Source organism: Acidobacteriota bacterium (assembly GCA_009838525.1).
Classification (GTDB): domain Bacteria; phylum Acidobacteriota; class Vicinamibacteria; order Vicinamibacterales; family UBA8438; genus VXRJ01.
Genome location: VXRJ01000035.1, coordinates 111,352 through 137,120, shown reverse-complemented (window position 1 = coordinate 137,120; position 25,769 = coordinate 111,352). Strand labels below are relative to the sequence as shown.

21 protein-coding genes are annotated in these 25,769 nt (G+C 67.8%); 9 read left to right on the top strand and 12 right to left on the bottom strand.

Features of this window, described 5'->3' with window-relative positions:
* Positions 1-44: 44 nt before the first annotated feature.
* The 3 genes from F4Y45_15990 to F4Y45_15980 form a co-directional block, all read right to left on the bottom strand.
* Entirely contained in the window at positions 45-2,012 is a 1,968-nt protein-coding gene (locus F4Y45_15990) for a PQQ-binding-like beta-propeller repeat protein (protein MXY26005.1), read from the bottom strand.
* A 111-nt stretch (positions 2,013-2,123) separates the two neighbouring features.
* The gene (mutL, locus tag F4Y45_15985; protein ID MXY26004.1) at positions 2,124-3,968 is read right to left on the bottom strand and encodes a DNA mismatch repair endonuclease MutL; all 1,845 of its coding nucleotides are present in this window, start codon (positions 3,966-3,968) and stop codon (positions 2,124-2,126) included.
* Positions 3,969-3,974: 6 nt separating this feature from the next.
* Complete coding sequence (locus F4Y45_15980; GenBank protein MXY26003.1) at positions 3,975-6,740, bottom strand: pyruvate, phosphate dikinase; 2,766 nt, start codon at positions 6,738-6,740, stop codon at positions 3,975-3,977.
* 204 nt (positions 6,741-6,944) lie between these two features.
* Between F4Y45_15980 and F4Y45_15975 the strand changes: the two genes are divergently transcribed.
* From F4Y45_15975 to F4Y45_15960, 4 genes are read left to right on the top strand one after another with little or no spacing between them, the layout of a single operon-like run.
* Entirely contained in the window at positions 6,945-7,223 is a 279-nt protein-coding gene (locus tag F4Y45_15975; GenBank protein MXY26002.1) for a type II toxin-antitoxin system prevent-host-death family antitoxin, read from the top strand.
* Positions 7,220-7,672: a type II toxin-antitoxin system VapC family toxin gene (locus F4Y45_15970; GenBank protein ID MXY26001.1), complete on the top strand. Its 453-nt coding sequence runs from the start codon at positions 7,220-7,222 to the stop codon at positions 7,670-7,672. Before F4Y45_15975 ends, F4Y45_15970 begins: the two co-directional genes overlap by 4 nt.
* Positions 7,540-8,661, top strand: coding sequence for an ATP-binding cassette domain-containing protein (locus F4Y45_15965; protein ID MXY26000.1), 1,122 nt, complete (start codon positions 7,540-7,542; stop codon positions 8,659-8,661). The genes F4Y45_15970 and F4Y45_15965 overlap by 133 nt, the downstream gene beginning before the upstream one ends.
* Positions 8,658-10,028, top strand: coding sequence for an ABC transporter permease (locus tag F4Y45_15960; GenBank protein ID MXY25999.1), 1,371 nt, complete (start codon positions 8,658-8,660; stop codon positions 10,026-10,028). The genes F4Y45_15965 and F4Y45_15960 overlap by 4 nt, the downstream gene beginning before the upstream one ends.
* Positions 10,029-10,051: 23 nt before the next feature.
* On the opposite strand, the gene F4Y45_15955 is transcribed toward F4Y45_15960, so the two are convergent.
* Together F4Y45_15955 and F4Y45_15950 are read right to left on the bottom strand one after the other, a co-directional pair.
* Positions 10,052-10,399 carry a type II toxin-antitoxin system PemK/MazF family toxin gene (locus tag F4Y45_15955; protein ID MXY25998.1) on the bottom strand — a complete coding sequence of 116 codons (348 nt, stop codon included), beginning with the start codon at positions 10,397-10,399 and terminating at the stop codon, positions 10,052-10,054.
* Positions 10,392-10,628: a CopG family transcriptional regulator gene (locus tag F4Y45_15950; protein MXY25997.1), complete on the bottom strand. Its 237-nt coding sequence runs from the start codon at positions 10,626-10,628 to the stop codon at positions 10,392-10,394. Before F4Y45_15950 ends, F4Y45_15955 begins: the two co-directional genes overlap by 8 nt.
* Positions 10,629-10,813: 185 nt before the next feature.
* Between F4Y45_15950 and F4Y45_15945 the strand changes: the two genes are divergently transcribed.
* The 4 genes from F4Y45_15945 to F4Y45_15930 all read left to right on the top strand — a co-directional run bounded on the left by F4Y45_15945 (position 10,814) and on the right by F4Y45_15930 (position 13,590).
* Positions 10,814-11,200, top strand: a complete 387-nt coding sequence (locus tag F4Y45_15945) for a PadR family transcriptional regulator (protein MXY25996.1) — start codon at positions 10,814-10,816, stop codon at positions 11,198-11,200.
* Positions 11,194-12,579 (top strand): hypothetical protein, encoded by a 1,386-nt coding sequence (locus F4Y45_15940; GenBank protein ID MXY25995.1) that lies wholly within the window; start codon positions 11,194-11,196, stop codon positions 12,577-12,579. Before F4Y45_15945 ends, F4Y45_15940 begins: the two co-directional genes overlap by 7 nt.
* A 79-nt stretch (positions 12,580-12,658) precedes the next feature.
* Positions 12,659-13,186, top strand: a complete 528-nt coding sequence (locus F4Y45_15935) for a hypothetical protein (GenBank protein MXY25994.1) — start codon at positions 12,659-12,661, stop codon at positions 13,184-13,186.
* Positions 13,174-13,590, top strand: coding sequence for a type II toxin-antitoxin system VapC family toxin (locus F4Y45_15930; protein MXY25993.1), 417 nt, complete (start codon positions 13,174-13,176; stop codon positions 13,588-13,590). Before F4Y45_15935 ends, F4Y45_15930 begins: the two co-directional genes overlap by 13 nt.
* An 18-nt stretch (positions 13,591-13,608) precedes the next feature.
* Here F4Y45_15930 and F4Y45_15925 read toward each other — a convergent pair whose 3' ends face one another.
* The 4 genes from F4Y45_15925 to F4Y45_15910 all read right to left on the bottom strand — a co-directional run bounded on the left by F4Y45_15925 (position 13,609) and on the right by F4Y45_15910 (position 21,137).
* Positions 13,609-16,080, bottom strand: a complete 2,472-nt coding sequence (locus tag F4Y45_15925) for a glycine--tRNA ligase subunit beta (protein MXY25992.1) — start codon at positions 16,078-16,080, stop codon at positions 13,609-13,611.
* On the bottom strand, positions 16,005-16,928 hold the full coding sequence (locus tag F4Y45_15920) for a glycine--tRNA ligase subunit alpha (GenBank protein ID MXY25991.1): 924 nt from the start codon (positions 16,926-16,928) through the stop codon (positions 16,005-16,007). The genes F4Y45_15925 and F4Y45_15920 overlap by 76 nt, the downstream gene beginning before the upstream one ends.
* Before the next feature lie 142 nt (positions 16,929-17,070).
* Positions 17,071-19,047, bottom strand: coding sequence for a pyrroloquinoline quinone-dependent dehydrogenase (locus tag F4Y45_15915; protein MXY25990.1), 1,977 nt, complete (start codon positions 19,045-19,047; stop codon positions 17,071-17,073).
* Positions 19,048-19,139: 92 nt separating this feature from the next.
* The gene (locus F4Y45_15910; protein ID MXY25989.1) at positions 19,140-21,137 is read right to left on the bottom strand and encodes a pyrroloquinoline quinone-dependent dehydrogenase; all 1,998 of its coding nucleotides are present in this window, start codon (positions 21,135-21,137) and stop codon (positions 19,140-19,142) included.
* Between the two features lie 9 nt (positions 21,138-21,146).
* Here F4Y45_15910 and recO point away from each other — a divergent pair, with 9 nt between their 5' ends.
* Positions 21,147-21,812: a DNA repair protein RecO gene (gene recO / locus F4Y45_15905; GenBank protein ID MXY25988.1), complete on the top strand. Its 666-nt coding sequence runs from the start codon at positions 21,147-21,149 to the stop codon at positions 21,810-21,812.
* Positions 21,813-21,976: 164 nt separating this feature from the next.
* Here recO and F4Y45_15900 read toward each other — a convergent pair whose 3' ends face one another.
* The 3 genes from F4Y45_15900 to F4Y45_15890 all read right to left on the bottom strand — a co-directional run bounded on the left by F4Y45_15900 (position 21,977) and on the right by F4Y45_15890 (position 25,695).
* Positions 21,977-22,846 carry a hypothetical protein gene (locus F4Y45_15900; protein ID MXY25987.1) on the bottom strand — a complete coding sequence of 290 codons (870 nt, stop codon included), beginning with the start codon at positions 22,844-22,846 and terminating at the stop codon, positions 21,977-21,979.
* Between the two features lie 240 nt (positions 22,847-23,086).
* Positions 23,087-25,117: a DUF3604 domain-containing protein gene (locus F4Y45_15895; GenBank protein MXY25986.1), complete on the bottom strand. Its 2,031-nt coding sequence runs from the start codon at positions 25,115-25,117 to the stop codon at positions 23,087-23,089.
* 380 nt (positions 25,118-25,497) lie between these two features.
* Positions 25,498-25,695 (bottom strand): hypothetical protein, encoded by a 198-nt coding sequence (locus tag F4Y45_15890; GenBank protein MXY25985.1) that lies wholly within the window; start codon positions 25,693-25,695, stop codon positions 25,498-25,500.
* Between the last annotated feature and the right edge of the window lie 74 nt (positions 25,696-25,769).

The following is a 25,769-nucleotide window of genomic DNA, read 5'->3' as shown; positions in this document are numbered from 1 at the left end:
GCGTTGGAGGTCTCGCTGACGCGATACTTCTACGGCGCAAGTTCCTATTCCGTTTCCGGCAGCCGGTAGGCGATCAGCTCGCCCACGTGACCGCCGTTGCCGATCGCGGTGACGATGTACTGCTGTCCCTCATGCAGATAGGTCATCGGCGCGCCCGAGACGGCCGCCGGCATGTAGACGGCGCCCAGTTCCTCTCCGGTCGCCTTGTCGTACGCGCGGAGCATGGCTCCCACGTCGCCCGTCTCCGTGGTGTACGAGACGGGATCGCCCGCGATCACCAATGTCGGCGTGATCAGGGTTCCGACGCGGCCGATCCAGCCCAGGCGGCCCAGGGCCCGCCCGGCGATAGCGGCATGGTTCCGCACCGCGTCCGGCGGCTCGCCATGTGGAATCTGCCAGACGTGTTCGCCGGTCGCCAGGTCTATCGCCGTGATGCGCCCCCACGGCGGTTGAATCAGGGGCAGGCCATCAATGGTGAGCGAACGCAGGCGGGCCGACACGCCGGGCGGATTCCCCCGGATGTAGTTCATGTCGGAACGCTCCGGGTCGTTCACGAGGCCGAGCGAGGTGACCTGCGTGAACGAGTACTGGTAGAAGATGCCGGTTTCCGGGTCGACCGACCCGCCCGGCCAGTTGGTCCCCCCGCCCGCCGACGGCAGCATCAGCGTACCGTAGGGGCTCGCCGGGTCAGCGACCACCGGCGGCGTGAAGATCGGACCCATCCGGAAGTTCGCCACCCGCTCCACCGCCTCGGCCCGCAGCTCCGGCGTGAAGTCGATCAGATCGTCGATGCTCACCCCCTGCCGGTCGTACGGCAGCGGCCTCGTCGGGAAGAGCTGGGTCGGGGAAAGGAGCTCTCCGGGCACGTCGGAGGCCGGCATCTCGCGCTCCTCGACCGGCCAGATGGGCTCGCCCGTCTCGCGGTCGAGCACATACAGCCATGCCTGCTTGCTCGGCTGCGCGATCAGCTTCCGCTCGACACCGTTCATCGTCACGTCGACGAGGACCGGCGCGCAGGGAAAGTCCCAGTCCCAGACGTCGTGCTTGATCACCTGGTAGTGCCAGAGGCGGTCGCCGGTTTCGATATCGACCGCGACGATGCTGTCCGAGAACAGATTGTCGCCATGGCGGTGACCGCCGTAGTAGTCGTTGGTCGGCATCTCGGTCGGCAGATAGACGATGCCGAGTTCCAGGTCGGCGCCAATCTGCCCCCAGACCCCGGTGTTGCCGGTGTAACGCCACGAATCGTTCAGCCACGTGTCGTTACCGAACTCGTCGGCGCCCGGAATCGTGTGGAAGATCCACTTCCGGGTTCCCGAGTCGGCATCGAAGCCGCGGATATAGCCCTTCGTGTTCCGCATCGAACGGGGTGCGCTTCCGGGAACGTGCGCGGCGCCGACGACGATGGTGTCACCCGCCACCAGCGGCGTCGCGTGCAGGCCGATCTCACCCGAGAGGGGATCGATTTCCTGGTCCATGTTCTGCATCAGGTCCACGATGCCATCCTCGCCGAAGCCGGGCAGGCGCTCGCCGGTCCGGGCGTTCAGGCCGACCAGCCGGTAGCCGGGCGTCACATAGAAGATCTGGCCATCGCCTCCGTCGTCGCGGTAGGCAAGGCCGCGGCCGGACCGGCGGCGCGGCGCCACTTCCGCCCGCTCCCCCTCGTCCAGCCGGTGCATCCAGAGCAGTTCGCCGGTGCCGGCATCGGCCGCGATGGCCGCCCGGCGCAGACCGGCCGTCGAGTAGACGACGCCGTCCACCATCAGCGGCGTCGCCTGGAAGTTGAACTCCGGCTCGGGTCCGAAGTTGCGGGTCTGGAGGCGCCACACCTCCTCGAGGTCGTTGAAGTTGGAGCCGTCAATCAGATCGAGCGGCGCGTACCGCGTATTGGCGATGTCGCCCCCGTAGCTCCGCCACTCGCCGTTGTCGGTCTGCGCCATCGCGGGCGCCGCGAGAACGGCGAGAACCGCTAGCAGCCCTGGCGCCAGGGCGAGCCGAGTTGTCTGCATGATGAAACTCCTGGAGCCTCGCAGCGTATGGCGGCTCCTATTGTAGCGAGTTGACCTGACCACAACCCGCGTGATTGTGCCGGCCAGGAGGCCGGCGCACCGGGCGTCGGCGCCCTAGATGCGCTCGAAGCGGCGTTCGATCTCCAGCCGGGGAATACGAAGGAGCACCGGGCGTCCGTGGGGGCAGACGGTGGAGTACGACGTCCGGCGGAGCTCCTGCAGGATCCAGGTCATTTTCTCGCGAGTCAGCGTGTCATGCGCCTTCACGGCGGCGTGACAGGCAGTCGTGGCGGCTATCCGGCTGATCGCGTCCTCGACGTTGGCGCCCCGTTCGAACCCTTCCAGGTCGTTCGCCAGGGCACGGACCGTCGCCTCGCAGGCGGCACGGTCGAAGAGCGCCGGAACCGCCGCGACCCGGATACTGTCACCGCCGAACGGCTCGATCTCGAAGCCGAGGCGGTCCAGCTCGGCGGCGTGGGCGGCGAGCGCCTCGCGCGCGCCGGGGGGAAGATCCATCAGCAGCGGCTCGAGCAGGCGCTGCGACTCGAGGCGGCCCGACGTCAGCCGCTCCTTCACCTGCTCGTAAAGGATCCGCTCATGGGCCACATGCTGATCGATCAGGACGACTCCATCGTTGTCCACCGCCACGATGAAGGTGTCGCGGAACTGGCCGAGCGGGATGAGCGGCGCCGTCTCGGCGCCTCCCGCCTCCATGCCGGCCGGCCTCCAGGTGACCGTCGGCGAGACCGCCGCCGACTCCACGGCGTCCTGCCGGCGTCCGCCCGGCGCCCCGCTCGCGGCGTCCGCGCGGTCATGCGCCACGGATGCGCCACCCGGCCCGCGCGAACCGCCAGCCGCCGGCTTCCAGCCGCCCCCGGCGCCAAGGGTGCTGACGATACCGGGTATCGACCGGTCGCGCGGTTCGGGCGCCGGCGCGCCCGGCGGTTCGAGCGACAGGGTCGGCACCGCGTCCCCGCCGAGCGCTTCCAGCATCCCGCGGCGCACCACCTCGTGCACCAGCGACTGCTCCAGAAAGCGGACCTCCGCCTTCGCGGGATGGACGTTGACGTCGACCCGGTCGGGCGGCAGCTCGATGAACAGATGCACCTCCGGGCTGCGCGGCTTGATCGTGGCGCGCCGGTAGCCTTCGTTCACCGCGTGCAGGATCGTCTTGTCCTTCACCGCGCGGCGGTTCACCCACAGGTGCTGCGGGCCGCGCGTCGATCCCTCCTCGGCGAGGGCCGCGGCGAGACCGGTGAGGCGAACGCCTCCGGCCTGCTTCCTGACCGGCACGAGATCGGGCCGCTCGCCGTAGATCTGGAAGAAACGCTCGTCGAAGTCAGACGCCGGCGGGCAGTCGATCAGGGTTCGGTTGCCGCTCTTCAGGAGAAACCCGACGCCGACGTAGCCGAGCGCGACCTGGGTCATCGCCCGCGAGATGTGCGTCGTTTCCGCGCCGTCCGACTTCAGGAACTTCCGCCGTGCGGGAACGTTGTAGAAAAGGTCGCGCACCTCGACCAGCGTGCCCTCGGGCGCGCCGGTCTCGGTCGCCTCCGGTTTCCCGCCGCCGTCCACGCGCACCTCGGTGCCGCTTGCTTCGCCTCGCGCGCGCGTCCGCAACCGGAAGTGGGAGACCGACGCGATGCTCGGGAGCGCCTCCCCCCGGAAACCGAGCGTCGCGATGGCGGCCAGGTCGTCCGGCGTCCGAATCTTGCTCGTGGCGTGCCGCTCGACGGCCAGTACGGCGTCCGCCGAGGTCATCCCCTCGCCGTCGTCCTCGACCCGGATCAGCCGCTTGCCGCCGAACTCGATGGCGACGGCAATGCGGGTCGCGCCCGCGTCGAGCGCGTTCTCGACCAGTTCCTTGACGGCCGACGCCGGCCGCTCGACCACTTCGCCCGCCGCGATCTGATTCGCCAGCCCGGCGGGAAGCTGCCTGATGCGGGTGGCCTGCGCCACGGGTTCTCAGTCCTTTGCGGCAAGCGTGGCCTGCGCCGCCGCCAGCCGGGCCGTCGGCACACGGAAGGGGGACGCGCTGACGTAGTCGAGCCCCACGTCGTCGAAGAAGTAGATCGAGGCGGGGTCGCCTCCATGCTCGCCGCAGACTCCGAGCTTGAGCTTCGGCTTCGCGGCGCGCCCCCGGTCGGCCCCGATACGGATCAGCGCGCCGACGCCTTCGGTGTCTATGGTCTCGAACGGGTCGCGGGTCAGGATCCCACGCTCCTGGTAGTCCTTCAGGAACTTGGCGATATCGTCCCGCGAGAACCCGAAGGCCATCTGGGTCAGATCGTTGGTGCCGAACGAGAAGAAGTCCGCGTCGGCCGCGATCGCGTCGGCCACCAGCACGCTGCGCGGGATTTCTATCATCGTCCCGACCAGGTACTTCACCTTCACGCCGGCGGTGGTGATCGTCTCCGCCGCGACCCGGTCGATTACGGCCTTCTGATCCTGGAACTCGCCGACATGGCCAACCAGCGGGATCATGATCTCCGGAATGACCTTCGCGCCCTCCTTCGCCAGGCGGCAGGCCGCCTCCATGATGGCCCGCGCCTGCATCTCGGCTATCTCCGGGTAGCTGATGGCGAGCCGGACCCCCCGGTGACCCATCATCGGGTTGAACTCGTGGAGCTGTTCGACCCGCCGCAGAAGAGCCCGCTTGGCCTCAAGCCCGTCCGTGCGTCCGTGAGCTTCGTCCCGCGCGATCTCGACCATCAACTCCTCGCGCTTGGGGAGGAACTCGTGTAGCGGCGGGTCTATCAGCCGGATGGTGACGGGTTGGCCGCGCATCGCCTGGAAGACGCCGTAGAAGTCCTCGCGCTGCATCGGCAGCAGCTCGTCCAGCGCCATCCGCCGCTCCGCCTCCGTCTCCGCCAGGATCATCCGCTGCACAATCGGGATGCGTTCCTCGCCGAAGAACATGTGCTCGGTCCGGCAGAGACCGATGCCGCGCGCGCCGAACGCATAGGCCGTCGCCGCCTGGTCCGGCTGGTCCGCGTTGGCGCGGATGCCGAGGCGGCGAATCTTGTCGGCCCACTTCAACAGCTTCGAGAATCGCCGGTAGATGTCGGATTTGCGCTGGCTCAACTCGCCGGAGAGCACCTGCAGAATCTCGCTGGGCTTCGTCGGGACGCGGCCAATTTTCACCTCGCCGGTCAGTCCATCAAACGACACGTAGTCGCCCTGCTCGAAACGCTCTCCATTGACGGTCACGATCCGCTGCGTCTCGGAAACGTGCAGTTCACCCGCCCCTACCACCGACGGCTTGCCCATCTGACGGCCGACCACCGCCGCGTGCGACGTCATGCCGCCGGTTGCCGTCAGGACGCCCCGCGCCACGTGCATGCCATGGATGTCGTCCGGCACCGTCTCCTTGCGCACCAGCAGGACGTCGCGGCCCTGGCCGGCCCAGCGCACCGCTTCGTCGGCGGTGAAGACCACCTCGCCGCATGCCGCACCGGGCGAGGCGGGCAGACCGCGGGTCACCGTCGGCAACGCCCGCCAAGCGGCCGGTTCGAAGACCGGCGCCAGCAATTGGGTCAGCGCGTCCGGATCCACCATGCGGACCGCGTCAGCCGGCTCGATCACTCCCTCGTCCACCAGATCGGTGGCAATCACCACGGCGGCGTGTCCCGTGCGCTTCCCGTTCCGGGTCTGCAGCATGTACAGCTTCTCGTTCTCGATCGTGAACTCGAAGTCCTGCACGTCCCGGTAGTGCTGCTCCAGGCGTTTCGTGATCGTCCGCAACTCGTCGTAGGCGCGCGGCATCACGTGCTCCAGCTCGTGGATCGGCTGCGGCGTGCGAATGCCTGCCACGACGTCCTCACCCTGGGCGTTGATCAGGAATTCGCCGTAGAACTCATTGGCCCCCGTCGACGGGTTGCGAGTGAATCCGACGCCGGTGCCGGAGCGCTCGCCGGTATTGCCGAACACCATCGCCTGCACGTTCACGGCCGTGCCAATAGCGTCCGGGATGTCGTAGATGCGGCGGTACTCCTTCGCGCGCGGGTTCTGCCACGAACGGAAGACCGCGTCGCGCGCCATCCGGAGCTGCCGTCGCGGGTCGAGCGGAAACGGCTCGCCGCTCTCGCGGATCACCACCGCCTTGAAGCGGTCGACCACTTCGCGCAGGGCGATTTCGTCCAGCTCGGTGTCCAGCTCGACGCCGCGGTTCGCCTTCACGCCATCGAACTCCTCCTCGAACGCCTCCTTCGGTATCTCCAGGACGACGTTGCCGAACATCTGAATGAAGCGCCGGTAGCTGTCGAACGCGAACCGGCCGTTGGACGTGCGCGCCTTGAGGCCTTCTACGGCCCGATCGTTGAGACCCAGGTTCAGGATGGTGTCCATCATCCCCGGCATCGAGAACTTGGACCCCGACCGGACCGACACCAGCAACGGCTGCTCCGCCGACCCCAACTGCGCTCCCGCCAGTTCTTCCAGCCGGGCGAGATGCCGATCCATCTCGGTGTCGATGGCGGCCGGCACGCGACGCCGCTGCTCGTAGTAAGCGGTGCACGCATCGGTCGAAATCGTGAATCCGGGCGGCACCGGCAGCCCGGCGTTGGTCATCTCGGCCAGGTTCGCGCCCTTGCCGCCCAGCAGGTCGCGCATGGTCCGATCCCCCTCGGCGGATCCGCCGCCGAAGAAATGGACGTACTTCTTCTTCGGAGCGGCCTGTTGGCGAGTGCGTGTGGTGGGCTTGCGCTTCGGCGCCGACTGCTTCCTGGGCATCCTTGTAGGTCCGTCTCCTGCGGTGGTTCCCTGACGGTGGACGGCGGGATCCGCGCGGCTATTCTAGCAGCCGGCTTCCCCCGTGGCGCAGGGATCGGCGACTGGCGCGCGCCGGCAACCACGATCCCCGCCCGCGGGGTTGACCAACCAACCGGCATGTGACTACATTGATGGAAACGTAGTTCTTTCAAGGACATCCGGATCATGATTACCGCGGGAATCCGTGAGGTGAAGTCTCGCCTCAGCAGTCTTCTCGCCGCCGTTCGCTCCGGTGAAGAGGTGTTGATTACCGACCGGGGCCGGCCGGTGGCGCGTATCGTCAGAGAGTCGGCGCGCGCCCGACCGATCGAAGAACGCTTCAAGGAACTGGCGGATACGGGCTTTCTGACGCTACGCGACAAGCCGCATCGGCGCGCCGGCCTGACAACCTACCGGCTCGCCGGCAAACCGCTTTCGCTGATCGTCTCCGAAGACCGGCGATGACCGTCTATCTGGACACGAGCGCGCTGGTAAAGCGCTACGTACGCGAGCCGGGCACGGTGCGGATGCTGGCACTCTGGGAGGGAGCGGATCACCTCGCGACGTCGCGACTCACTTACGCGGAGACCGTATGCGCCTTCCGGCGCAAGGCGCGCACCGAACCACGCACACGGGCAAGCCTGGACAAGGCCCTGGCCGACTTCGAGCGCGACTGGTCGACGTTGGCGATCGTGGAGCTGACGCCCGTGCTCGAACCCTCGATCCGACGCCTCGCGGAGCGGTACGCCCTGCGGGGCGCGGATTGCGTGCATCTCGCGTCATGTCTCGAGCTGGCTCGACGGATCGGCGAGTCGGTGATATTCGCCTGCTGGGACGAAGACCTATCGCACGCCGCGCGCGCGGAAGGGTGCGAGGTGTCACACGTAACCCCCGGAAGCGAACCGGCGTCCTGACCTTGAGGAGCATGAAACCCGCCATCCGGCTGACCGGCGTCCGGAAGACGTTCGGCCATATGACCGCGGTTTCCGATCTCGATCTGGAGGTGCCGCGAGGCGGCCTCTACGGCTTCATCGGACCGAACGGGGCCGGCAAGACGACCACCATCCGGATGATCATGTCGATCCTGTTCCCGGACGCCGGCGACCTCTCCATCCTGGGTCACGCCTCCGCACTGGAGGCGAAGGACCGCATCGGCTACCTGCCGGAGGAGCGCGGCCTGTATAAACGAATGAAGGTGGGACCGTTCCTGCGCTACCTCGCGCGCCTCAAGGGCGCCGACGGTCCCGACCTCGACGGGCGGGTCGCCGGGGCATTGGAACGGGTCGGCCTGAAAGGCGTCGAGTCGAAACGCTGCGACGAGCTGTCCAAGGGCATGTCCCAGAAGGTGCAGTTCGTCGGCGCGACGATCCACAAGCCGGACCTGCTGATCCTGGACGAGCCCTTCAGCGGACTCGATCCTGTCAGCATGCGGTTGCTGCGCGACCTGATTCTCGAGGAGCACGCCCGGGGCGCCACCGTGCTCTTTTCGACGCACGTCATGCCGCAGGCCGAGGAAATCTGCGAGCACGTCATCATGGTGCACGAGGGCCGCAAGGTACTGGACGCCGACCTGAGCGAGGTCCGGAGCCGCTACGATCCGCGCACGATCCGGTTCGAGCCGCTCCATTCCGAAGCCGACACGACCGGGCTTGCCTCCATTCCCGGCGTGGAACGGGTGATGACCGAGGGCGGTGAACTGGAAATCCTGCTGCGCGCCGGCACCGATCCGGCCGCCGCGATGCGCCGCTTCATGGAAACGACCCCGGCCGCCCGCATCGAGCTGTCCCGTCCGCGGCTCGAAGACGTGTTCATCGAGTTGGTGGCGGGCGGCGGCGCCGCGACCGAAGCGGAACGGCTGCGCGCGGCGCTTCGCGAGACCGCGGCGGACGAGGTGTCCCCATGAGGCGCATCCTGCGCGTCGCGATCCGGGACTTCCTGGCGACCGTGGCCACCAAGGGCTTCATTATCGGGCTGTTCATTACGCCCGCCATCGGCGTGGCGGTGGCGTTGCTGGCGCCCAGCCTCTTCAGCGACGGGGGCTACCAGATAGAAGGCGAATACGCCGTCATCGACCCGACCGGCGCCGTCTACGCGGAAATGGCCGACGCGCTGGATCCGGACTCCGTCGCCCGGCGCAGGATGGAGGAATTCCGGCGGACTCTCGACCAGGCCCCGCAGGTAGTGCAGGACATGGCCGAGGCGGCCGCACAGGGAGCAATGGAAGAAGCGCTCGGCCCCGCGCCGGAAGTCCGCCTGTCGCCGCTTCCCGCGGACACGGACGTTGAAGCGGCTAAAGACTGGCTCAACGAGACCACGGACGGGCCGCGCCACACGGCGCTCATCGTGATTCACGCCGACGCGGTGGAAGCGGCGGCGCCCGGGGACGAACTCGGCACGTACGACCTCTACGTGCCGCCCGGTCTCGACGACCGCGACCTGTCGTTCATCCACCGCAACGTCCGGGACGCCATCGCGGACGCGCGCGCCGCGTCCCGCGCGCTGGACCGGGCCGCGCTCGACACCCTGTTCGACGTACCGCGGCAAACGGCGACGACCGTCGGCCCCGAGAACGAGCGAGAAACCGTCCGCGGATTCAACTCGCTGCTCCCGATGGCCTTCATGATCCTGCTGTTCATGGGGATCATGGCCGGCGGTCAGACCATGTTGACGTCGACCATCGAGGAGAAGTCGACCCGGGTGGTGGAGGTGCTTCTGTCGGCCGTATCACCCATGGAGCTGATGGCCGGCAAGTTGCTCGGCGCGGTCGCGATCAGCCTGGTCATGATCGGCGTCTACGTCGGATTGGGCCTCGTCGCGCTCTGGTCCTTCTCGATGTTCGGCCTGCTCGATCCGTGGCTGATTCTCTACCTGCTGATCTTCTTCCTGATCGGCTTCTTCGTCCTCGGGTCCCTGATGCTGGCGGTGGGCGCGGCGGTCAACGACATGACGGAAGCGCAGTCGCTGCAGATGCCGCTGATGATGGTCATGATGGTCCCCTGGTTCCTCTGGCCGGCCATCTCCCGCGATCCCGGTTCGACGCTCGCCGTCGTGACCAGCCATCTGCCGCCCCTCAACACCTTCACCATGCTCTTCCGCATGGCGTCGACCCAGCCGCCGCCGTGGTGGGAGGTGTGGATCTCCATCGGCACCGGGCTCGCCTCGGTGGTCGCGGCGGTCTGGGTCGCCGCCAAGGTGTTTCGGATCGGCCTGCTGATGTACGGCAAGCCGCCCGACGTCAGGACGCTGATCCGCTGGGTCAGGGCCGCCTGAGGCCCGCCCTCTGAGAAATCTGGCTACTCGGCGAGGCCCAGAACCTCCAGCAGCGCTTCGCCCAGCCTTCCCATCACGTGCGGACCCGCGCGTGCAAGAGGTCCCCGGACCAGCCGCCGGTTGTCGATGGCCCGGAGTTGATCGATCAGCGCGTCCGCTTCCCGTCGCAGCTCTCCTGCAGCCGGGATCCTGATCCGGAGCGGTTCGGCATCGTCCAGCAGCCGTGTAGTCAGCGGAGCGACAAGAGTTGAAGGATGCTCGGCGTCGAGTAGTGCCTGCGCCTGCACAACGAGGACCGGCCGGGTCTTGCCAGGTTCCGTGCCGCGCGGCGGATTCAGATCTGCGATCCAGATCTCGCCGCGATCAGGCATCGACATCCCTTTCGATGGCATCGAACTCGGCATTGATGCGCATGCTGTCCCGCCGGACACGATGGGAAACCGCCCGCAACCGGTCCGCCCGCAGGCGCGCGCGAGTGTCACGGTTCATCACCTCGAGCGCCCGCCGGATGTACTCGGCGCGCGACAGTTGCAGAGCTGCGGCGCACTCACCCGCTGCCACCAGCAGTTGTTCCGGAAGCTTGAGAGAGATTGCATTCATGGATATCCTCTAGAAATATCCTAATACGATATCACGCACTCATATTTTGATCACGCCTTTTCCTTCCCGGGTGGGGCAGGGAACCGCAGAAAAGGGCGGCGCTTCGGCAACTGAGAGACTTAACGCCTTGAAACACTATGCATTGCTATGCTATGTATATTCACCTAACCGTCACGAACTCGACCATGAACATCAGCAAGGACCTGGTAGCCGCGTCGGCGGCGCCGCTTGTGCTGTCCATACTGGCCGACGGGGACAGCTACGGCTACGCGATCATCAAGCGGGTCGGCGAACTCTCCGGCGGACAGCTCCGATGGACTGACGGGATGCTGTATCCCGTCCTGCACCGCCTGGAGCGGCTCGACTACGTCGAGGCGCGCTGGGCGACCGCCGATAGCGGCCGACGCCGCCGCTACTATCGCATCACCGAGGCCGGGCGGGCGCACCTGGCGACCCAGCGACGGCAGTGGCAGGTGGTGGACTCGACGCTGCGCGGGGTTTGGATGGAGTTCCGTGCAGCGCCCGACGCCGGACTGACGCCGCCCGGGTGGGGACTGGAGCCGACATGGTGACAGACGACGGCACGCTCGAAGGACAGTTCACGCAATGGCGCAACTGGCTGCGCCAGCGGCCGGCGATCAGCGCGTCCGACGTGGACGAGCTGGAAGCCCACCTCCGGGATCAGGTGGCCGAGCTCGTCGATGCCGGTCTCGCCCCGGACGAGGCGTTTCTGGTCGCTGTCAAACGGATGGGCAACCTCGACGCGGTGTCACGCGAGTTCGCGCGCGAGCACTCCGAACGGCTCTGGAAACAGCTCGTCGTCTCCCCGGAGTCGGACGGCGCGGCGGGCGCTGGCACCAACCGCGAGACCGTTGTCGTGCTGGCCCTGGCCGTAGCCGCGGCGGCGGCGGTCAAGGTGCCCGAGCTGTTCGGCTACCCGCATATCGGATCGGGAGAGGGCGTGGGCGACTCCGGCGACCTTTACTTCCCGAACCTCAGCCTCTTCGTGTTCCCGTTCCTCGCCGGCTACTTCGCGTGGAAGCGTCGCCTGGATCGCCGGGGGTGCGTCCGCCTGGCCGTAGCGTTCGCCGCGGCCGCGCTCGTCATCAACATCTATCCCTTCGCGCCAGCCGGTCATACGTGGACGCTCGCCGCGCTGCATCTCCCCATCGCGCTCTGGCTCGCCGTCGGCATTGCCTACACCGGCGGGCATTGGCGCGACAGCCGCCGGCGCATGGACTTCGTCCGCTTCTCGGGCGAACTGTTCATCTACTACGTGTTGATGGCTCTGGGCGGTGGCGTCCTCACCGGCTTCACCGCGGTGACCTTCCGCGCCATCGGGGCGGACATCGCGTGGTTCGCAACGCAATGGATGCTTCCGTGCGGCGCGATGGGCGCGGTCATCGTCGGCGCCTGGCTGGTCGAGGCGAAGCAGAGCGTCGTCGAGAACATGGCGCCCGTGCTGACGCGCCTGTTCACCCCGCTGTTCGCGGCCGTCCTGCTGGTCTTCCTCGCCACCATGGTCTGGACCGGGCGCGGCATCGACATGGAGCGGGAGGTGCTCATCGGCTTCGACCTGCTGCTGGCGCTCGTCCTCGGCCTGCTCCTCTACGCGGTCTCGGCGCGGGACGCGCAGGCGCCACCCGACGCGTTCGATGCGCTGCAACTCCTGCTCGTGGTGAGCGCCCTCGTAGTCGACGGAGTGGCGCTCGCCGCCATCGCGGGACGCATTTCCGAGTTCGGCCTGAGCCCGAACCGCGTGGCGGCCCTGGGCGAGAACATCGTCCTGCTCGTCAACCTGGCCTGGTCGGCCTGGCTATACGCACGCTTCCTGACCGGTCGGGCGCCGTTCTCCGCCCTCGAACGCTGGCAGACGGACTACCTGCCTGTCTACGCGGTCTGGGCCGGGTTCGTCGTCGTCGCGTTCCCGCTGCTGTTCGGCTTCATGTGAGGCGGGATCGCGTCGTGCGAACTGGGAGACATGGTGATATCATTCCCGTATCAAGAATCCCTATCCAAAGAGGCATCCATTGGGTAAGTACCAACCACTCACCCGATATCTGGAGGACCGGCAAGCGGGATTCTGCCTGCTTGCGTTTTCGGAAGTCGAAGGAATCATCGGCGCATCGCTGCCGTCTACGGCGAGCAACCCCAAGCGCTACGCGCAGTGGTGGGCTAACGACAAGACCCATACCCAGGCTTTGAGTTGGCTGCGGGCGGGCTGGGCGGCGGACGGAAAACCCGATCTTGTCAACAAGCAGGTGCGCTTCGTCAGGGTCGGCGACGCGAGCCGGCGCACGCAATCCGGCGTCCGTGGGAATTCACAGGTGATCGTACGAAACCTGGACGACGAAGTCGTAGCAGCACTGAAGCAGAGAGCCCGGCGAAACAACCGGTCGCTGGAAGGCGAGCTTCGACTGCTCCTGACGCGCGCGGCGAAGCCCGGCCGTGCCGAACTGGTGGCCGAGGCCGACCGAATCCGAGCCATGAGCGGCGGTCCATTGGAAGACAGCGTGTCGCTGCTGCGTGAGGATCGCGAGCGCCGGTGGCGCTCGTGATCGACGCAAGCGTCGCCTGCAAGTGGTTCTTCGAGGAACCGCTCTCGTCCGAAGCGCGCAGCCTGGCAACTTCAGACACCATCTTCACTGCCCCCGACATGATTCTCGCCGAGTGCGCGAACGTGGCGTGGCGACGGGTTCGAAGTCGGGCGGTGCCGCAAGCCCAGGCGCAGGCGTTCCTGAAAACGCTGCCGCACTGGTTCGATTCGCTGGCGCCATCGGAACGGTTGCATGAAGCGGCCTTCGCGATGGCAGTCGCGCTGAACCACCCCGTCTACGACTGTCTGTACCTGGCCCTCGCCGAGCGTGAACGGACGCGAATGGTCACTGCCGACCGCGTCTTCCTCAAGCGCGTCGCCCGCTCGCCCTGGAAGCGGTGGGTCGAGAACCTCGGCGGCGCCTGAGGTGTCCACTCGTAACAGCTAGGTCTCCTGCACAATCTCCGACACGTCGGCGAGCTGGAGGATGACCTGCTCGACCTCGTACATGAGGCGCAGCCGCGCGCGCCGCAGCGTCGGGTCATCGGCCATGACGAACACGTCGGTGAAGAAACGATCGACGGCAGGACCGATCCGCGCAGCCTCGGCGAACGCCCCGCGGAAGCCGGCGCCGGTCGCCACCGCAGCCTCGATCACGGCGCGCCGAGCGGTCAGTTCCGCGACCAACGCCCGTTCGGCCGGCTCCTTGAGCATGCTCTCGATCGTCTCGGTGGATTCCGCTTCCGCTTCGTCCCTCTCTAGTTCCCGGGCAATGTTCCTGACGCGCTTGAAGAGAGTCGCCAGCGTCCGGAAGTCGGCCGTGTCGGTGAATTCAGGTAACACTTCCAGTTTGCGGCGGGCGTCTAGCGGCCGAATCTGGTCTAGCGGCAGGTGAGTCACGGCGCGCACGTTCCGCCGGTCGAATCCCCGCTCCTCGAGAAGGTAGCGGAGTCGTTCGCGAAGAAAGCTCACCGGCTTGAGTCGCAGCGTGTACAGACGTTGTTTCGTTGCCGTGGCCTTGCGTACTTCGGATGGATGCTCCTCGATCAATTGCTCCACGCGCTTCCGATCCAGGCTGATTTCCTTGCCGATGCCCCCTATGGTCCTGAAATCCCTTCCTTCCCAATCCTGGTCGAGAGCCCAATACACCCTGGACCAGTCGTCCCGTGTGTGCATTTCTCGGGCGAGTTTGAGGACCTCTCCAACCGAAACGCGGGCGTCGAGGCCCGTCAGCTCGGGAAGATCGATCAGAATCCGCAGCATTCCCTGCGCCTGACGCCGGATCCCGAGGGGGTCGCGCGACCCGGTCGGCTTCTCGCCGGCGCCGAACAGGCCGACGACGGTATCCAGCTTGTCGGCGAGTGCAACCGCCGCCCACGTCACCGCCGCCTCGCCCAGATCGTCGCGTGACGGCGGGTCGCCGGCGCCGGTGCCGATCGGCAGGTAGTGATGGTAGACGGCCTTCCAGACCGTCTCCGGTTCGCCCTGTTCGCGCGCGTAGACGCCTCCCATGACGCCCTGCAGTTCCGGGAACTCGCCCACCATGTCGGTGGCCAGGTCAGCCTTGCAGAGCGTGGCGGCCCGCCGCGCCGCGCCCGCCATGTCCGGCCGGCCGAGCACGTTCCCTGCGATCCGCTCTGCCAGCTTCGCCACCCGCTCCGACTTGGCCCGATAGCTGCCGAGCGCCTTGTGAAACAGCAGGGTGTCGAGCCGCTCCAGCCGATCCTCGAGGCGCTGCGCCCGATCCGCGTCCCAGAAGAACCGCGCGTCGCGCAGCCGCGCCACGAGCACGCGCTCGGCGTTGCGGGCAATCCGCCGGTTACGAGCCGCATCGTCGCCCGGCGTATTAGTCACGGCGAGGAAGTGGGCGAACAGCCGCCCTTCCCCGTCGACGACCGGGAAGTAGTGCTGGTGGTGCACCATGGTGGTCGCCAGCACCTCGTCCGGCAGCGCGAGGAACTCTCGGGGAAACGTCCCGGTCACCACGGCGGGATGCTCGACGAGATCGGGCACCTCGGCGTGAAGGGCCGACTGTTCGTCGAGCGTCGCCACCCGTCCGCCGACCGCGGCGGCGCCCGCCTCGAGCCCGGAAGTGACGCGCGCACGCCGCTCCTCCCGGTCGATCAGCACGCAGCCGTCGGCCAGACGCGCCCGGTAGTCGGCGAACGACGCCACCTCGATCGGTGCTCCCGGCGCCCCCTCCCGGGCAAAGAACCGGTGTCCATAGGTGACGGCGCCGGCCCGGACCGCCGCCACGCCCGGCGCCTCCGCGCCAGGGGTCCGGCCAATCTCGAACGGCACGACGCGGGACGCGTACAGGAAGACGAGCCAGCGCACCGGTCTGCCGAAAAGGAACTCGCCGCGGCCATCGTCGATCATGGCGTCCCAGCGCATCGCCTTCGGAAACGCCAGGTCCCGCAGGGTGGCGGCCAGGACGCCGCCGAGCACGGAAGCCGTCGCGTCACCCGCCTGCGTGCGCCGGCAGGCGAGGTACTCGCCCTTCGGGGTCTGCACCCGCTCCAGCGCAGCCACGTCGACCCCCTGCTTGCGGGCAAAGCCCAGGGCCGCCGGCGTCGGCTCGCCCTCGGCGTCGAAGGCGGCGCGAACGGGCGGGCCCGTCACCGTTTCTTCCAGATCGGCCTGCTGGTCGGCCAGCTCCGCCACCGTGGCCACGAGCCGGCGGGGAGCGACGAACGCGCGAACCGGCGTCCGGCGGTCGATGCGAACTTCGTCCAGCCGCGCCGCCAACCGGTCCGCAAGCTGCGCCTCGATGCCGGGAATCCAGCTCGCGGGCATCTCCTCGCAGCCGATTTCGAAGAGGAGCTCGCGGTACTCGATGCTCATCCGTCGGCCGCCTCCGCCAGCGCGGGGCGGTCCGCCTCCGGAGCGCCGGCCGCCATCTCGCCGCGCTCCCATTCCGCATGCGCCTCGGCAATGGCGACAGCCAGCTTCCGGACCCGCAGGATGTACGCCGCGCGTTCGGTCACGCCGATGCTGCCACTGGCGTCGAGCAGGTTGAAGGCGTGCGAGCACTTCAGGCAGTGGTCGAGCGCCGGCAGGGTCAGGCCCGATGCGAGCAGCCGCTCGCCCAGGTCGTAGTAGCGATCGAACAGGTCGCGGTGCATGCGTCCGAACTCGCCGGCGGGCAAGTCGACCCGGCCGAAGGCGTACTTCGACTGCTCCACTTCCTCGCGGTGCCGCACCTCGCGGTAGGAGACGCCGGGCGCCCATTCCAGGTCGTAGACGTCGTCCACACCCTGCAGGTGCATGGCGATGCGTTCCAGCCCGTAAGTCAGCTCGACCGAGATCGGGGCGAGATCGATGCCACCCGCCTGCTGGAAGTAGGTGAACTGCGTGATCTCCAGTCCGTCGAGCAGCACCTGCCAGCCGATGCCCCACGCGCCCAGCGTCGGCGATTCCCAGTTGTCCTCCTCGAAGCGTACGTCGTGGCGGGCCGGATCGATGCCGCACGCCTCCAGGCTGTCCAGATAGAGCCGCTGCGCGGCGTCCGGCGACGGCTTCAGGATCACCTGGAACTGGTGGTGCTTGAAGAGCCGGTTCGGGTTCTCGCCAAAACGGCCGTCGGCCGGCCGGCGGGACGGCTGCACGTAGGCGACGTTCCAGTGGCGGGGACCGATGACGCGCAGGAAGGTCTCCGGGTGCATGGTGCCCGCACCCACCTCGATGTCGAGAGGCTGTTGGATCAGGCAGCCGCGCTCGGACCAGAAGCCGGACAGCCTGAGAATAAGGTCCTGAAGGGTCATGGCGGGGGCGCGAGGCGCATTGTAGCGTAACGCCCATCGGTCACTCGCAGGTCTCGAATACACGAAAGCCCGCGCCGGCCGCGCGCGCCCGTGCGGGCGCATAGGAAGTCCCGCCAGCGCGAGACTTCCGGGGCGACGGCTTCTAGGGCAGGGTCAGCGCAACCAGCTCCGAATCGTCGCCGCCGGTGCCGACGCCAACCAGCAGGTACTGCTTCCCGTCGTGCAGATAGGTCACCGGATTCGCCCCGGGCGACGTCGGCAGCGGGACCGATCCGAGGTGCCTCCCGGTCGCCTTGTCATAGGCGCTGATGGCATTTGAACTGTCCGCTTCCTCGACGACATCGCGTGCACCGTGGTTCATGATGAGCAGCGTCGGCGTCACCAGTGGGCCGGAACTGAGCCCCCCACCGCCGCCGAGAGGCCCCGGATCGAGGTGCGCGATCGCCGGGTGGTTGCGCGGTCCGTCGCCGTGCGGCACCTGCCAGGCATGCTCGCCGGTGTTCAGGTCGATGGCCGTCACCCGCTTGTAGGGCGGCTTGAAGAGCGGCAGCCCCCGGGGGCCGGACAAGCCGTAGCCCCACGGGTCGGTGAAGTAGCCGATGGTCGCCGGCGGGTCGTACGGGACCACCTCGACGACGATCAGGGTCGACGACGACGACACGTACAGCATCCCGGTTTCCGGGTCGACCGCCGCGCCCTGCCAGTTCGCGCCGCCGCCGGCGCCCGGCACCTGGATGAACGGCGTCTCGGCGCCGCGCAGCACCGGCGGCGCGAAGATGGGTCCGAAGCGGGCGCGCGAGTTGATGATCCTCAGCGCCTCCTCGCGCAACTCCGGCGTGAAATCGATGACGTCGTCGATCGAGATCCCCTGCCGGTCGAAGGGAGGCGGCTTCGTCGGGAACGGCTGCGTCGGCGAATACCACTCTCCCGGCACGTTGCCCTGCGGCACCGGCCGCTCCTCTATCGGCCAGACCGGCTCGCCGGTCGCCCGGTCGAAGACGTAGGTGAACGCCTGCTTGCTCACCTGGGCGAGCGCCTTGATGGGACGGCCGTCGACGGTGATGTCGATGAGGTTCGGCCCGGTCGGGAAGTCCCAGTCCCAGAGTCCGTGGTGGACCGCCTGAAAGTGCCACTCGCGCTGGCCGGTCTCGATACTGACGGCGACGATGCTCTCGGCGAAGAGATTGTCGCCGGGACGCATCCCGCCGTACCAGTCGTTCGACGGCGTGCCGGTGGGGAGGTACACGAGTCCCAGCTCCTCGTCGACCGCCATGTAGGACCAGACGTTCGAGTGCCCGCTGTAGCGCCACGACTCGTTCTGCCACGAGTCGACACCGAACTCGTCTCCCTGCGGGATAGTGTGGAATATCCACTTCATTTCGCCGGTTCGCACGTCGTAAGCACGTACATGCCCCGGGTTCGCCTCGCGCCGGCTGATGAAGGTGTCCTGCACGATGCTGCCGACGATCACGGTGTCGCCCGCGATGGCGACCGGGGACGAGTAGGTCATCCGCGTCTGATCGATCTCGCGCCCTAGCCCCTCCCGGAGATCGACCCAGCCGCCGGCGCCGAAGTCGGGGTACATCTCCCCCGTCTTCGCGTTCAGCGCGACGAGGCGGAGGTCGTGATTCGCGAAGACAATCCGCGCATCGTCACTAGCGGGATCCTTCCAGTAGGACACGCCGCGGTGACGCCAGCCCGTGTTGGGAGGCTGTTCCATCCGGTCGTATATCCGCGGGTCGTAGGTCCAGATCTCCTCGCCGGTGCCTGCATCGAGCGCCGCCACCTGGCCGAGGGCGGTGATCGCATAGATCATCCCGTCCACCACGAGCGGCGTTCCCTTGTAGCCGGTCGGCCGAATCCGGTCGTCCGCCTCCGCAACGGCCCGGGAGAGCGACGTCCAGCGCCACGCCACCTCCAGGTCCAGAAAGTTGTCGGCGGTTATCTGGTCGAGCGGCGAGTACTTCGTATTCGCCCCATCCCGGCCGAAAGCATGCCATTCGCCATCGGGCACCTGGGCCGCGACCGGCGCCGCGACCGGCGCCGCGACCGCCAGCACGACCGCCGCCGCCGCAAGCGTCACCATCGCCGCCGGACACCGCTGTCGCCGCTTGCTCATCGCTGTCCTCCCCAATCGGCACCTGATCCGAACGAACGGTTGTGGCGGCTCGGCGCGTAACGCCCCGTCCACCCCGAACGCCGTACGGGCGGCTACGGCAGGGTCAGTGCGATCAGCTCCGAATCGTCGCCGCCGGTGCCGACGCCGACCAGCAGGTACTGCTTCCCGTCGTGGAGATAGGTCACCGGATTCGCGCCGGGCGATGACGGGAGCGGGATCGAGCCCAGATGCTCCCCGGTCGCCTTGTCATACGCGCTGATGGCGCGCGAGCTGTCCGCCTCTTCCGCGACGTCCCGCGCGCCGTGGTTCATGATGAGCAGCGTCGGCGTCACCAGGAGCCCGGAGCTGATCCCGCCGCCGCCGCCGAGCGGACCCGGATCCAGGTGCGCGATGGCCGGGTGATTGCGCGGGCCGTCCCCGTGAGGCACCTGCCAGGCATGGTCGCCGGTGTTCAGGTCGATCGCCGTCACCCGCTTGTAGGGCGGCTTGAAGATGGGCAACCCCCGCGGGCCGGACAACCCGTAGCCCCACGGATCCGTGAAGTAGCCGACGGTAGCCGGCGGGTCGTAGGCGATCACCTCGACGACGATCAGGGTCGACGACGACGACACGTACAGCATCCCGGTCTCGGGATCGACCGCCGCACCCTGCCAGTTGGCGCCGCCCCCGGCGCCCGGCACCTGGATGAACGGAGTCTCGGCGCCGCGCAGAACGGGCGGCGAGAAGATGGGTCCGAAGCGGGCGCGCGAGTTGATGATCCTCAGCGCCTCCTCGCGCAACTCCGGCGTGAAATCGATGACGTCGTCGATCGAGATCCCCTGCCGGTCGAAGGGAGGCGGCTTCGTCGGGAACGGCTGCGTCGGCGAATACCACTCTCCCGGCACGTTGCCCTGCGGCACCGGCCGCTCCTCTATCGGCCAGACCGGCTCGCCGGTCGCCCGGTCGAAGACGTAGGTGAACGCCTGCTTGCTCACCTGGGCGAGCGCCTTGATGGGACGGCCGTCGACGGTGATGTCGATGAGGTTCGGCCCGGTCGGGAAGTCCCAGTCCCAGAGTCCGTGGTGGACCGCCTGAAAGTGCCACTCGCGCTGGCCGGTCTCGATACTGACGGCGACGATGCTCTCGGCGAAGAGATTGTCGCCGGGACGCATCCCGCCGTACCAGTCGTTCGACGGCGTGCCGGTGGGGAGGTACACGAGTCCCAGCTCCTCGTCGACCGCCATGTAGGACCAGACGTTCGAGTGCCCGCTGTAGCGCCACGACTCGTTCTGCCATGAGTCGGCCCCGAACTCGTCTCCCTGGGGGATCGTGTGGAAAATCCACTTCATCTCGCCGGTGCGGGCGTCGTAGGCGCGGACGTGCCCCGGCGACGCCTCGCGCCGCGTGATGTACGTGTCCTGCACGATGCTGCCCACGATCACCGTGTCGCCCGCGATGGCGACCGGGGACGAGTAGGTCATCCGCGTCTGGTCGATCTCGCGTCCCAGCCCCTCCCGGAGATCGACGAAGCCGCCGGCGCCGAAATCGGGGTACATCTCCCCCGTCTTCGCATTCAGCGCGACCAGGCGCAAATCGTGATTCGAGAAGATGATCCGCGCGTCGCCGCTGTCCGAATCCTTCCAGTACGCCACGCCCCGGTGACGCCAGCCCATGTTGGGAGGCCGTTCCATCCGGTCGTAAATCCGGGGATCGTAGGTCCAGATCTCCTCGCCGGTGCCCGCATCGAGCGCCGCCACCTGGCCGAGGGCGGTGATCGCGTAGATCATCCCGTCCACGACAAGGGGGGTGCCCTTGTAGCCGCTCGGCTGAATGCGGTCGTTCGCTTCCGCGACCGTCCGGGCGAGCGACGTCCAGCGCCACGCCACCTCCAGATCGAGGAAGTTGTCCGCCGTGATCTGATCGAGCGGCGAGTACTTCGTGTTGGCCCCGTCCCGCCCGAACGCGTGCCATTCGCCGTCGGGCACCTGGGCCGCCAGCGGCGCCGCTGTCGCCAGCAGACCCGCCGCCGCGGTAATCGCCACAAACGCCGCCGTCCGCCGCTGTCGCCACATGCTCATCGCTGCACCTCTTGCCGGCATTCGGGACGCCATTACGCTACCATGCCGGACGACCGCATGCCGCTCCACGCCTCGGACGCACTGGTGCTCCGGACCTACAAGCTGGGCGAGACGGATCGGATAGTGGTCTTCCTGACCGCCGACCGGGGAAAGCGCCGCGGCGTGGCGCGTGGCGCACGCCGGCCGCGGTCGCGCTACCTGGGCGCGCTGGAGCCGTTGACGCTCGGACGGGTCGCCTATTTCGAACGGGAGCAGCGCGAGCTGGTGCGGCTCCGGTACGTCGAGCCGGTCTGCTCGCCGCTTGCCGCGCCGAGCGCGGAGGGACTGGCGCACGTCGGCTACTTCGCCGAGCTGATCGACGAGTGGGCGCCCGAGGCGGACCCGAACGAGCGCCTGTTCCGCCTCGGGGCGGCGGTCGTCCAGGCGCTTGCCGCCGGTGTCTCGGTTGAACGCCTGGCGCGCTACTTCGAGTACTGGCTCCTCCGCCTGCAGGGTGTGTACCCCTCGGAGCGCGGCCTGGATCTGTCACCGGCCGCAGTTGCGTTCCTGCAGTCCGCGCGCGAGCTGCCGCCCGCCAGATTGGACGAGGCGTCGCTACCGCCGCCCGCCGAACGCGAGCTGGCCTCCGCCCACCAGACCCTCATCACCAACCACCTCGAGAAGCACCTCAAGTCGCTGAAGGTCCTCCACGCGGTGGCGAGCGCATGAACGCGATTGATGGCAATGGCCCTCCGAGTCTTGCCAGGCCGGTAGCCCCTCGGCGCAAGCGCGAGCGAGCCCCACCGCCTCCGCCTCTTCACTCAGGCGGAATCTGGCCCTCCCAAGACGCCTGATGCAAGCCGCGGGCTGCCGCTAGCGCCTATGCAGGGTCCCTACCCGCCGGACGGTGCTGGCGGTCGCAGGTGGTCGACCATCCCCTGCAGCGTTTTCTCCATGGCGGAGCGCGGCGCCCCGTTGATGATCGGCGCCAGGAACCAGCGTGCAAGACGGGGAATGCCCCGGCTCAGCGTCACCTGCTCACACTCAATCAGCACGCCGCCGTCGACCTGCTCGTAACGCCACCAGAGCTTCAACCGCCACAGGAAGCCACTGTCGTTTCCGATCGGCTTCTCGCGCTCGTTCGAGGAACCGGGATCGTCGAGTTCGGCGATCCGCGTCCCCTCGACCCAGCTCCAGGCCCGACCGCCGCCTAGACGCACGTATTCGACCATCTGCTCGAGGTTGTACTCCGCCGACGCCATCGGGGCGTCGAGCTGCACCCGCGTATACAGCTCGAGCCTGTCGCCGTCGCGCGAAAGGACGCGCGATTCGAGGACATCCTCCTGCAGCTCGTGCGGCGGAATGTCGTACTGCAGGCCGTTGAGCACGTCGTCCAGTTCCGCGTTCGGTACCAGCACGGCGCCCAGCCAGTGCTGGACGGTACCCCTCGGCACGTCGAACCGGTCGCCTCGCTCGTCGACCGAGTGCAGCCGTTCCACGACCAGGCTGCCGGCCAGCGCCTCCCGTCGAAGCCTGGCGCCGTCCTCTTGGAAATCGAGGACGAGGAAACGTTCGCCATCTTCAAGCTCGGCCGTCACGCGTTGCTCCGTGGCCGCGATATAGCGGTCCCAGGCGGCGATCGTTTCCTCGTGCAGCTCGGCCGCCAGGAGGCCCACTCCGGCGATGCAGGTTACGAACGCGATTGTCAGCGCGACGCAGCGTAGCGCCTGCCAAGGGTCTCTAGCTACGTTGCGGTCTGCCATCGTGCGTAACTCCCTTTGGAGGGCCGTATTCTATAACCATGCCGTTCCCGGGAGTTTGCCCCGCCGGATCCCGCACCGTACGGGTCGATGCCGACCTCAGGGTTCCCGGCACGATTGACTTACGTGCTACGCATACTAAATGTAATGGCTGAAGTGTAAGTATGGCAGGTTCCAACGCATCCGCCATGTTAACTCCTTGGCCGTATTCTTTAAGTATGCGAATCAGGCCCCGCGGTTGCCCTAATCGCGGGCGTTGACCCACACCGGACTCGACCAGGCCATGACGACCCGCCCCCGGACCTGGCTGCGCTGGCGCAGGCGGAGGTAGTAGATCGCATCGTCGCGGAAGCCCGCGTCGCGCCCCGACCAGGCGAAGTCCAGCGCGTCCGGTCGCAGGTCGTGGATGACGCGGAATCCGCCATCCGGCTCGGAGTAGCGGAGAATCTCGACCGATTCGATGACGTCGGTCCCATGCGCCGTGACGTCGAAATGCGGCGCCAGGGCGGCGGTGGCGGCGGCGCGTTCGCCGCACTCTGGCGACGTGCCGGCGCACGGCTCGGGCAGGGGTGCGGCGAGCGTGATCTCGCTCCCCATCGGCGCATCGTTCACCCGGAAGTCCAGCAGGATGCGCTGGCCGGTCGTGCCGTACGTCCGCCGGGCGTGCAGCGCGTCGAAGATCGCCTCGCGGGTCAGCTCCGGCGCCCGCACCGCCGCCAATCCCCAGTGCGGCTTGCCTGGCTGCGAGCGATGATCGTCCGAGGCGGCGATGGTGCTGAGACGCATCCCACGCACCCAGGCGTCCTGGGCCGATATGCCGGTTCGCGCCGACGTCGACCGGTTCGTGAACTCGCTGTGCTCGAAGGCAAGGGGATGGCTCGGGTCGTACGCTTCGCTCAATCCATGCGCCGAGTAGATCTCGAAGTTGCGCCGCAGTTCCGGATCGTCCTCATTCCAGTCCAGCGGCTGCGGAAACTTGTTCGTATGGTGCGGAATCGTCAGCGCCTCGCCCGCCGCCAAAGCCGCCCACAACTCCGGCAGCGCCACCTGGCTGGGCGACAGCAGCGGCCCCGGCGCGCTGCGGAAGTAGACGTTGTGGTGACCCCAGGGCGCCTGGAACGACGCCTCGTAAGCGTGCAGCGTGACGAACTCGCCCGGCGCGTGGTGGGCGTCGGTCGCCGCCGTGTACTCCTCCCAGACATGCGGTCCGAGACCGCGCGTGAAATCCTCGCGCTCCGGCCCGTTGCTGTGATCCGTCATCGCGTGGAAGTCGAGCCCCGACACCCACCGCGCGTAGTCGAAGACGTTGCTGCCGACCCCGTCGAAGCTGTGTTCGGTATGCGAATGGAGATCGCCCCAGTAGGTCTGCTCGGCCGGCCGGTCCGCGAACACCTCCATCGGGTTGCTCCGGGCGCGCAGCAGGTCGACCCGGGCCACCGCCTCCAGGCGTACGATTCCCTCGCTTCGCGGCGTAAACGGCACCGTGGTCCAGCCCTGGCCCTCCGGAAACTCCACCGTCGCCGGCAGATCGACGTCCCCCTGCAGCACCCGCAGCGTCACCGTGTCGTGGAAGGGAACGGCCGGATTCGAGTGGAGGTCGACCGCCGAGAGATGCAGCTCCGCCGCTTCGCCCACGACCAGGGCGGACGGCCCGGCGACGAGCAGCTCGGTCGCGATGCCGCTGCGCGACGTGAGGGTCGCCTCGTGCGCGACCGGCTCGAAGTTGCCGCTGCCGTCGCGGTCGACGCTCACCAGTATCGGCTCCGGGTCCGTCGAGATGATCGCCGCGCGCATCCCGCGGCTACCCTGCGAGGTGTCGCCGTACACGACTTCTATGGTTTCTCCCTCGCGCAGCGATCCGGATACGACGTCCGCGCGGACGACAAAGACGTAGCGTTCCATTCGCCCATCGAGGCCCGGCCGCCCCGTCTTCACGAGAAAGTCGGACGTTTCCGATTCCACCTCCGCCTCGACCCGGACGTCGGTCCCGGAACCGTACGCCGCGATGTAGTGGTCGTCGGTCGGATCGGACGCCTGCAGCCGGTTTCCCGAGTTGCGCTCCCCCGCGTGCCAGGTGTCGGGCAACTGCACGCGCAGCGCGCCGCCCGGGTCGAGGCCGCCCGGTCCGACCGTGTAGGTGACGGTCCAGGTGCCGTAGTGGCCGGCGATCCCGAACGCGGGTGAGACGGTCACCGTTTCCGCCGGCTGACCCGCCCGCGCCACCAGCACACCTGCCACGACGAACGTCGTTGCCGCCAGAAGCAGTCTTCGCATGGCCGCATGATAATGCCGGCGGAGCGGAACCCGGTTCATCCCCCCGCGAGAGACGGGTCCGTCAGTAGCCCAGAACGCCGTAGTCGCCGTCCAGGATCAGGCGAACGGAGACGTACAGGCCCACCAGCGCGCACAGCACCCAGGGGGAGTTCCAGCGTCGGCGCCGGCGTAACGAAGCCGTTGGCGATGTCGACGTTGAAACCATACGTTCGGCGATCCGAATACGACTCATCGAACTGGGAGCAGGTCGCCCAGACATCCGCTCAGATCGTCGGGGACAATACCCGTCCCGGCGGCACGCTGGTGGACAGAAACTCCCGGACCGGTCTTCGGCCGGTGTCCCGTGCCCGGTCGCGCCAGGACACCCGGCGCGCTTCGATTTAATCCCGCCGAAAGAACAGGCACGCCTCCCAATAGCAGATCAGCAGGTTGACGGAGAAAAACAGGCTGAACACAACGTGGAGGACATGGAAATCCCCGTTGAGGTGGTAGCGGGCGCCGATGCCGGGAAGGGCCAGGAGCGCAATCGCGAGCAACGCCCACAGTCCGGCCGGCATCCCGAAACCGTTCCCGGGCATGCTTGGGTCCGGTGCTACCCTATCGGGATTGTCGCCCGCCACGGCGGGATGTTAGCGCGTTGGTGACTTGACCG